The organism is Photobacterium aphoticum (genome assembly GCF_001029435.1).
Lineage (GTDB): Bacteria > Pseudomonadota > Gammaproteobacteria > Enterobacterales > Vibrionaceae > Photobacterium > Photobacterium aphoticum.
Genome location: NZ_LDOV01000063.1, coordinates 1 through 7,677 on the forward strand (window position 1 = coordinate 1; position 7,677 = coordinate 7,677).

The following is a 7,677-nucleotide window of genomic DNA, read 5'->3' on the forward strand; positions in this document are numbered from 1 at the left end:
GTCCCGTCCGCTCCGCCACTTCTTCGAAAGCCCTGCTATTTTTAGCAGGGCTTTTTCGTATCTGAATCATTTTAATGTCCGTCCTTCGGTCGGATAGCCCCGGACTAGGCGTCCCCGCCGCTTCGCCACTTATTAAAGAAACCTCAGCAGAAATGCTGAGGTTTTTTGCTATCTGCGATCCAGAAAAGTGCTTCGCACTTTAAGTTGCAGCTGGAAGGCCAGCCCTGACTGGCCGTGCGCGTTGAGGCAGAAGCGCTTGAAATTGACCTTCATGTTAGGTGTTTTCTGTGTCGGCAAGAACGCTAAAAATAGCCCACACTATGACGGTGCACTGGCAGAATCTTTGGAGGGAAACATGCGATGGCGCAATAGTAAAAGAAGTTCAAATGTAGAAGATCGTCGAGGTCAACCGGGGGGCAGACACTCAGCTTCTACAGGTTTGCTTGTTGCGCAATTATTCCGTTTTCTGCCTTTCCTTTTAAAAAGTAAGGTAGGCCGAGTCGTTTTGCTGGGCGGTGTTTTGTTCTTTGGGTATCAAGCCCTTATGGGGGATGGCGACCTGATGGGGCAAATTGTTGGTGTGCCGCCAACGACGCAGCAATCATATAATTCAGCAGATAGCCAAGAGTTAACGGGTGAAAATGCTCAATTCGTTGCGGCCATACTAGGGACGACTGAAAGTGTTTGGGGGGAGCTGTTGCCTAATGGTTATTCGGAGCCCACGTTGGTGTTGTATAGCGGTTCTACAATGACAGGGTGTGGGGTGGGTAGAGCGGTGACAGGCCCGTTTTATTGTCCAGCAGATCGGAAAATATATTTAGATTTGAGCTTTATGGATGAGCTTAAAAGGCTTGGCGCACCGGGAGATTTTGCTTTCGCTTACGTTATTGCACATGAGGTTGGCCACCACGTACAAACTTTGCTTGGTACCAGTAATCAAGTACGCCAACAGCAGCAACAATCCTCTAGGGTTGAAGCGAATGAATTGAGTGTCAAACTTGAACTGCAAGCGGATTGCTATGCAGGCGTATGGGGATTCTACGTCAATAACGAGATGAAGCTGCTTGAGCCTGGAGATATAGAAGAAGGCATTGCTGCGGCAAGTGCTGTGGGTGATGACCGATTACAGTCGATGGCAGGGCAAAGTGTACAGCCCGATAGTTTTACGCATGGATCTTCAGAGCAGCGGGTCGCGTGGTTCAAAAAAGGCTTTCAATCTGGTGACCTAAGCCAATGCCAAACATTTGGAAGTCACTGAGGCGTGGTGAGGGTGTCCATTGAGAACTTGTGAGTGCTTATCTGGAAAACTGGCTAGCGGGTGTATGAATGGTGAACCGGATGACGTGGTGATATAAAAATGCCCACCGACTCTTAACGATTCGGTGGGCATTGATAATGCAGAGGAGTGGTTATATGGCGAGGCGCTGTTTCACGGCGTCTGTATTGATGACGACATGAATGCCAGCGGCTTTCATCTCCATACAGGCACTTTCTACCGTCTCTGTGGCAATGCCTCGGCAGGCCTCCAGATTGACAATGACATCGAACTGGCCTGTTGCTTTTAATTGCAAGGCCGTGGTTTTCACGCAGTAGTCAGTGGCAAGACCACCAACGATCAGCGTCGTTACCCCTTTGCTGGCTAACCATTCGATTAAACCGGTACTGAGCTTTTCTTCAAGATCATGGTAGCAGGCGCCATATGGGTGAAGATCCGGCTCGATCCCTTTCCAGATCACATGATCATATTCAGTGACGGCTGGCAGGCCAGGGATCGTTTCAAACCCCTGCGTACCCGGTACCGCATGGGCCACCCATGTTAAATCGGCATTCTTATGTGTCAGTGGTTGTAGCATCTCATCATGACGATTGACGACCCAGACAGCATTGCTCGGATGCGCATCTTTAGTGAGTACACGATACATTGCCAATGCGGCCTGTGCATTTAACGCCGCGCCAATTTTATCTCCCCCTTCTACAGGGAGTTCATCCGGGCAAAGTGGCGTAAAGGTTTGTTGTGGATCGACATCAATAGCCGCAATCGTCATGTCTCCCTCCTAGAGAATTTGGTTGAGGATATGATCTGCCTTAATACGACGGATACGTTTGATCAGCTTTCTCACCGGTGCCGGGTACGCATCAATCTTATCAATGAACTTGTAACTGCCGATCAGCTGTGTGTGCTTCAAAATACAGTTTAGCTCTTGTTGTTTCTGCTCAGCCAACAATTGGTTTTTGTCATGGACCAAAATGGCATTTTCCAGATCCAGTTTCCATGCACGTGGGTTCAGGTTGTTGCCCGTGATCAGCATATAACTACGATCAACCCAAATACCCTTCAGATGGAAGCTGTTGTCGTCGTGTTTCCATAAGTGGATGGCAAGCTGACGACGCGCAATCGCGGCTTCATTCTGCTTGGCGAAATTGCGTAGATTGACTTCATACAGGTAAGGTAGGCCGGCAATAGTTTTAAACGGCTCACTTGGCGGGATGTAAAAGTCATTGGCAGTTTTATCCCCGACAACAATGGTGACTTTCACACCTCGACGTAGGGCACGTTTCACTTCTCGGCTGATACTGCGCGGGAAGTTGAAGTATGGGGTACAGATTGTCAGCTCGGTTTGTGCGCTCGCAATCAGGGTGCAGATGTGCTGGTTGAGACGGTTCTTGCGTTTTCCTAAGCCGACCAGCGGTGTCAGGCCCACTTCATTGTCTGCAATGCGTTCTGGCTGGAACTGATAGCTGGCTTTTTGCAGTTGCTGGCGTAGCGTGCGGATCGCGCCTTTGAGTGATTTTGTCTCAGGACGATCTTTTTGGCTTAGGCAGTTAACGGCATCGCTGTTAACGAGAGTGTCTAAAATAAAGCCAGACATGCTGTCGGCCAGATTCGGATTATGGATCACATGGTAGCGATCGTACCGGTAGCGATTATGCTGCGCTAAGTACACATCATTGAGGCTGGCACCGCTGTAGATGATCTTGTCATCAATCACAAAACCTTTCAGGTGTAATACACCAAACACTTCGCGGTTGCGAACGGGTACCCCAAGGATTTGGATCGGGTGTTCGTACTTTTCGGAAAATTCACGGTACAGGGCGGCATTGCCGTCAGATTTGGCATCGCCGATCAGTCCTCGCTGGGCACGGTGCCAGTCGACAAGGACTTTGATATCAAGATCAGGGTTCGCCTGTTTGGCGTCATACAGCGCGGTCAGGATCCCTCGGCCGGCATCGTCATCTTGCAGATAAAGGGCAACCAGATAGATACGACGTGTGGCGGTCGTGATTTCTTGGTGCAGGCGTTCGCGGAACGATCCTGCATCAAACAATGTTTCTAAATCACCTGGTTTATGTGCAATGCATGGGAGTTGATCGATGCGTTGCTTATTTGCAATAGCTGAATCCATTATCGCCTCGTTTACGCGACCTTATTAAGGATGAATCTGTTAGTGAAGGGCGCAATTATATCAGAAAATGCCCGTAGTCTATCCACCACAGAGGCGGCATGTATCACGGATGAATCAATTATCTGTCAGGTTAGGGGAGTAACGCATAGGGATTAATGACTTCCCGCCTGCTCGGTATCGCTCTATGCGGCTTTGCAACGGTGCGGGTAGTGCGTCATCGGACAGGGTGACAAATCCCGCTGCTTGATAGAAGGCTTCCAGATAGGCAAAGGCAAAACAATAACAAGGCTGCTGGGTGAGTTGGTCTTGCACGGCCTGCAGAAGGTGTTGACCGATGCCTTGGCCACGTTGCTCTGGGTGAACCAGCATGCCGGTGAGCAGTTGATAATCTTCAATGTATTTAAAACGCACACAGCATTGTATGCCTTGATTGCTCTCTCCCACCCAGATGGTTTCATCTTTCTTGGCTTTCCCCGCAGGATAATAGGCTTTATAGAATCGGTTGATCAGCGGGAACCGTAATGGCTCAAGAAGATGAAAACTAAGCTTACTCATGGGAAAACACTGCCAAGTGGGGATGAATCAGTTAAAATACAGCCCCTAGTATAAAAGGTATGGGTCAAAATAGGCATGAAAGTTTTGCAGGATAGGTCACTGGCACCTTTTCATACATTTGGTCTAACGGTTAACGCTGCGCACATTGTCGTCGTAGAAACGGTCGATGAGCTGGTTGCTGTATGGCGAGATAAGCAATATCAGGCATTCGCGAAGTTGATCGTTGGGCAGGGCAGTAACCTCCTATTCTGTGAAGATTTTGCCGGCGTGATTGTGGTCAACCGTATTAAGGGGATCACCATTACGGAGACGGACGAGGCCTTTGAGCTGCATGTGGGTGCCGGGGAAGATTGGCATGCGTTGGTGACCATGACGGTTGAAAAAGGCATGCCGGGGCTGGAAAACCTGGCGTTGATCCCGGGCTGTGTCGGCTCTTCACCGATACAAAATATCGGCGCTTATGGCGTGGAGCTGAAAGATGTCTGCCACTATGTCGACGTGGTGGCGCTGGAAAGTGGCGAGTGTACCCGATTGATGGCTGAAGAGTGTCAGTTTGGCTACCGTGAATCAATTTTTAAAGCCGCGCTCAAAAATACCCATGCCATTACTGCTGTGGGTTTGCGTTTAAACAAAGCATGGATTCCACATATCGCCTATGGTCCTTTGGCCAAGTTTGATCCTGCAACGGTGACCGCGACAGACATCCTGCATGAAGTCTGCGCGATTCGCCGTGAGAAATTGCCGGATCCGGCGGTGATGGGGAATGCAGGCAGCTTCTTTAAGAACCCTGTGGTCTCAGAAGCCCAAGCACAGGCACTCTTACAGCGCTACCCGAGCATGCCGATGTACCCGCAACCGCACGGGCAATGTAAATTAGCCGCAGGCTGGTTAATTGATCAGTGTGCGCTAAAAGGCCATCAAATCGGTGGTGCGCGTGTGCATGATCAGCAAGCTTTGGTGTTAGTGAATACCGGCACAGCAACATCTGCAGATGTATTGGCATTGGCCCAGTATGTCGTGGATACGGTTGCGGAGACCTTTGGGATTGTACTGGAACACGAAGTGCGTTTTATGGCGGCGTCTGGTGAGACGTGCCTGGCTGAGGCAATCGCATGAAAGAGCATAAAACGCGTTTGACGCTGATCAGCTTATTGGCTGATGGGCAATTTCATTCTGGCGAAGCCTTGGGTGAGGCCTTGGGGATGTCACGCGCAGCGGTGTCTAAACAGGTGAAAGTGCTGCAATCCTGGGGACTCGATATCTACCGGGTGCAGGGCAAAGGGTACTGTTTAGCGGCCCCGCTTGAATTACTGACCGTTGAGCGCATCTTATCGCACACGGCGTGTGCCGATCTGTCGGTGATCCCGGTCATTGACTCGACCAATCAATATCTGTTGGATCGCGTGGGTCAGTTACCTTCTGGTGCTGTCTGTGTGGCGGAATATCAGCAGGCAGGACGTGGTCGCCGTGGACGTCAGTGGTTATCACCGTTTGGCAGCAACCTATACCTGTCTATGTACTGGCGACTCGAGGCGGGGATGGCGGCCGCAATGGGGCTCAGCCTGGTGGTGGGCGTGGCCATTGCAGAGGCATTGCAATCGCTCGGCGCTGATGGGATCCGCGTGAAGTGGCCCAATGATCTGTACTACCAAGATAAAAAACTGGCCGGGATTTTGGTTGAAATGACCGGACAGGCCGGTGATGCCGCGCATTTGGTGATTGGCATGGGCCTCAATATTGCGATGCCGGAGCAAGAAGGCGAGAGTATTGAGCAGGGGTGGACTAACCTCACTCAGGCTTGTGATACCTTACCGGGTCGTAATCAACTGGCCGCGACACTGATCGCGAAATTAGCCCAAACCCTGACCGATTACGAAGAAAAAGGCCTCGATGGATTTATCGAGCGCTGGAATCGACTAGATAACTTTTTGAATCGCCCTGTGAAACTATTGATGGGCCCTCGTGTGGTCGAAGGCATTGCACGCGGGATCAATAATCAGGGGGCACTATTATTAGAAACCGAGGAAGGTCTTGTGCCTTACATCGGTGGTGAAATCAGCCTTAGAGGTTGTTAATGCAAATTTTAATTGAAGCGGGTAACACCTATGTCAAGGTGGCCCAGTTATTTGACAATGGCAATATTGAGCTATTAGGGCGTTATCCTAGCCGTAAATTAGAAATGGTGCTTGAGCCATTGATTGAAAGCGGGATTGATCGGATTGTGTTTGCGAGCGTGGGACCGGTGGAAGTGGATAACTCCATTCAGCGTATCTCACAGATGGCAAACATTCCTGTGCTGCAAGTGAAAACCCTGCGTAAAGATTTTGGGGTGAAGAATGCGTACAGTGAGTATCAGTATCTGGGTGTGGACCGCTGGTTAACGCTGGTGGCAGTACATCAGCAATTCAAACGCCCGACCGTGATTGTCGACATTGGTACCGCATTAACCTTTGATGTGATGACAGAAGAAGGTAAGCACCTAGGGGGGTGGATTGCACCGGGTTATCAGTTGATGATGAAGTCGGTACTGGAAAATACCACCAAGGTGTTCTCGGATCGCGACCATGGTGATGCCTTAACCTTTGCCGATAATACGGCGGATGGCCTGAAGAACGGCTGTCGTGCGGCGCTGGTGGGGTTAATTGAATTTGGCCTGTCTCAAGCGATTGATCGCCTGAAAGTCGAGCCGGAAGTGATTTTGTGTGGCGGCGGCGTACGACACCTGCCTGTGAATTGGGGCAAACACTATCATCACCGCTCGGATTTAGTCTTGGAAGGCTTAGCTTTATACGCAAAATGCCGATGATGAGCAAAAATTGCCCAAGCGATGAGTTTTGCGGAAAAAAATCCAAAAAAGGTATTGCAAGGGTTGAGATTGTTCAATAGAATGCGCAGCACTTACGCCGACTTAGCTCAGTAGGTAGAGCAACTGACTTGTAATCAGTAGGTCACCAGTTCGATTCCGGTAGTCGGCACCACTTTCTCCTAAATGAGTGAAAGTGCAAAAAAAATTTGGAGGGGTTCCCGAGTGGCCAAAGGGATCAGACTGTAAATCTGACGGCACTGCCTTCGAAGGTTCGAATCCTTCCCCCTCCACCATTTTCGATTGATTGAATAGCTTATCGAGTTACGAGTTTTGCGGGCATCGTATAATGGCTATTACCTCAGCCTTCCAAGCTGATGATGCGGGTTCGATTCCCGCTGCCCGCTCCACACTTCTAGTGTGCTGATATAGCTCAGTTGGTAGAGCGCACCCTTGGTAAGGGTGAGGTCGGCGGTTCAAATCCGCCTATCAGCACCACCCCCCTCTTTAAGTTACCTCAATACTTTTGATATATACTCTACAAACCCATGTCAGGTTGTGTGGTCGTAATGCCACCAAATTCCGTGCCTAGAGGGACTATCCATGTCTAAAGAAAAATTTGAACGCGTAAAACCGCACGTTAACGTTGGTACTATCGGCCACGTTGACCACGGTAAAACTACTCTAACTGCTGCTATCTGTACAACACTTGCAAAAGTGTACGGTGGTGCTGCTCGTGACTTCGCATCTATCGATAACGCTCCAGAAGAGCGTGAGCGTGGTATCACAATCTCTACTTCTCACGTAGAGTACGATACTCCGTCTCGTCACTACGCACACGTTGACTGTCCTGGACACGCTGACTACGTTAAAAACATGATCACCGGTGCTGCACAGATGGACGGTGGTATCCTA

Annotated in this window: 8 protein-coding genes and 4 tRNA genes; 9 read left to right on the plus strand and 3 right to left on the minus strand. The window is 50.0% G+C overall.

Annotated elements, in window-relative coordinates:
• Positions 1–355 precede the first annotated feature (355 nt).
• Entirely contained in the window at positions 356–1,258 is a 903-nt protein-coding gene (gene ypfJ, locus ABT58_RS22945; protein WP_047876767.1) for a KPN_02809 family neutral zinc metallopeptidase, read from the plus strand.
• 151 nt (positions 1,259–1,409) lie between these two features.
• Here the strand turns inward: ypfJ and ABT58_RS22950 are convergent, their stop codons facing one another.
• The 3 genes from ABT58_RS22950 to ABT58_RS22960 form a co-directional block, all read right to left on the minus strand.
• Positions 1,410–2,045, minus strand: a complete 636-nt coding sequence (locus ABT58_RS22950; protein WP_047876760.1) for an isochorismatase family protein — start codon at positions 2,043–2,045, stop codon at positions 1,410–1,412.
• A gap of 9 nt (positions 2,046–2,054) precedes the next feature.
• Entirely contained in the window at positions 2,055–3,404 is a 1,350-nt protein-coding gene (gene pssA, locus ABT58_RS22955; protein ID WP_047876761.1) for a CDP-diacylglycerol--serine O-phosphatidyltransferase, read from the minus strand.
• A 114-nt stretch (positions 3,405–3,518) separates the two neighbouring features.
• The gene (locus tag ABT58_RS22960) at positions 3,519–3,959 is read right to left on the minus strand and encodes a GNAT family N-acetyltransferase (protein ID WP_047876762.1); all 441 of its coding nucleotides are present in this window, start codon (positions 3,957–3,959) and stop codon (positions 3,519–3,521) included.
• A 75-nt stretch (positions 3,960–4,034) separates the two neighbouring features.
• On the opposite strand from ABT58_RS22960, the gene murB reads away from it, so the two are divergent.
• From murB to ABT58_RS23000, 8 genes are all read left to right on the plus strand, one after another.
• A complete protein-coding gene (gene murB, locus ABT58_RS22965) occupies positions 4,035–5,075 on the plus strand; it encodes a UDP-N-acetylmuramate dehydrogenase (RefSeq protein ID WP_047876763.1) in 1,041 nt (346 codons plus the stop codon).
• Complete coding sequence (birA, locus tag ABT58_RS22970; RefSeq protein WP_047876764.1) at positions 5,072–6,034, plus strand: bifunctional biotin--[acetyl-CoA-carboxylase] ligase/biotin operon repressor BirA; 963 nt, start codon at positions 5,072–5,074, stop codon at positions 6,032–6,034. The genes murB and birA overlap by 4 nt, the downstream gene beginning before the upstream one ends.
• Positions 6,034–6,765 (plus strand): type III pantothenate kinase, encoded by a 732-nt coding sequence (locus ABT58_RS22975; RefSeq protein ID WP_047876765.1) that lies wholly within the window; start codon positions 6,034–6,036, stop codon positions 6,763–6,765. The genes birA and ABT58_RS22975 overlap by 1 nt, the downstream gene beginning before the upstream one ends.
• 96 nt (positions 6,766–6,861) lie before the next feature.
• Positions 6,862–6,937, plus strand: a tRNA-Thr gene (locus ABT58_RS22980).
• Positions 6,938–6,973: 36 nt separating this feature from the next.
• Positions 6,974–7,058, plus strand: a tRNA-Tyr gene (locus tag ABT58_RS22985).
• 39 nt (positions 7,059–7,097) lie between these two features.
• Positions 7,098–7,172: transfer RNA gene (locus ABT58_RS22990), tRNA-Gly, on the plus strand.
• 12 nt (positions 7,173–7,184) lie between these two features.
• Positions 7,185–7,260, plus strand: a tRNA-Thr gene (locus tag ABT58_RS22995).
• Positions 7,261–7,365: 105 nt separating this feature from the next.
• Positions 7,366–7,677: GTP-binding protein (locus ABT58_RS23000; protein ID WP_047876766.1), on the plus strand; the 312-nt coding region annotated here is incomplete at its 3' end.

Coding starts and splice junctions, on each gene's coding strand:
- ABT58_RS22975 (WP_047876765.1), top strand. CDS start 6,034: ATGCAAATTTTAATTGAAGCGGGTAACACCTATGTCAAGGTGGCCCAG.
- ABT58_RS22950 (WP_047876760.1), bottom strand. CDS start 2,045: ATGACGATTGCGGCTATTGATGTCGATCCACAACAAACCTTTACGCCA.
- ABT58_RS22960 (WP_047876762.1), bottom strand. CDS start 3,959: ATGAGTAAGCTTAGTTTTCATCTTCTTGAGCCATTACGGTTCCCGCTG.
- murB (WP_047876763.1), top strand. CDS start 4,035: ATGAAAGTTTTGCAGGATAGGTCACTGGCACCTTTTCATACATTTGGT.
- pssA (WP_047876761.1), bottom strand. CDS start 3,404: ATGGATTCAGCTATTGCAAATAAGCAACGCATCGATCAACTCCCATGC.
- birA (WP_047876764.1), top strand. CDS start 5,072: ATGAAAGAGCATAAAACGCGTTTGACGCTGATCAGCTTATTGGCTGAT.
- ypfJ (WP_047876767.1), top strand. CDS start 356: ATGCGATGGCGCAATAGTAAAAGAAGTTCAAATGTAGAAGATCGTCGA.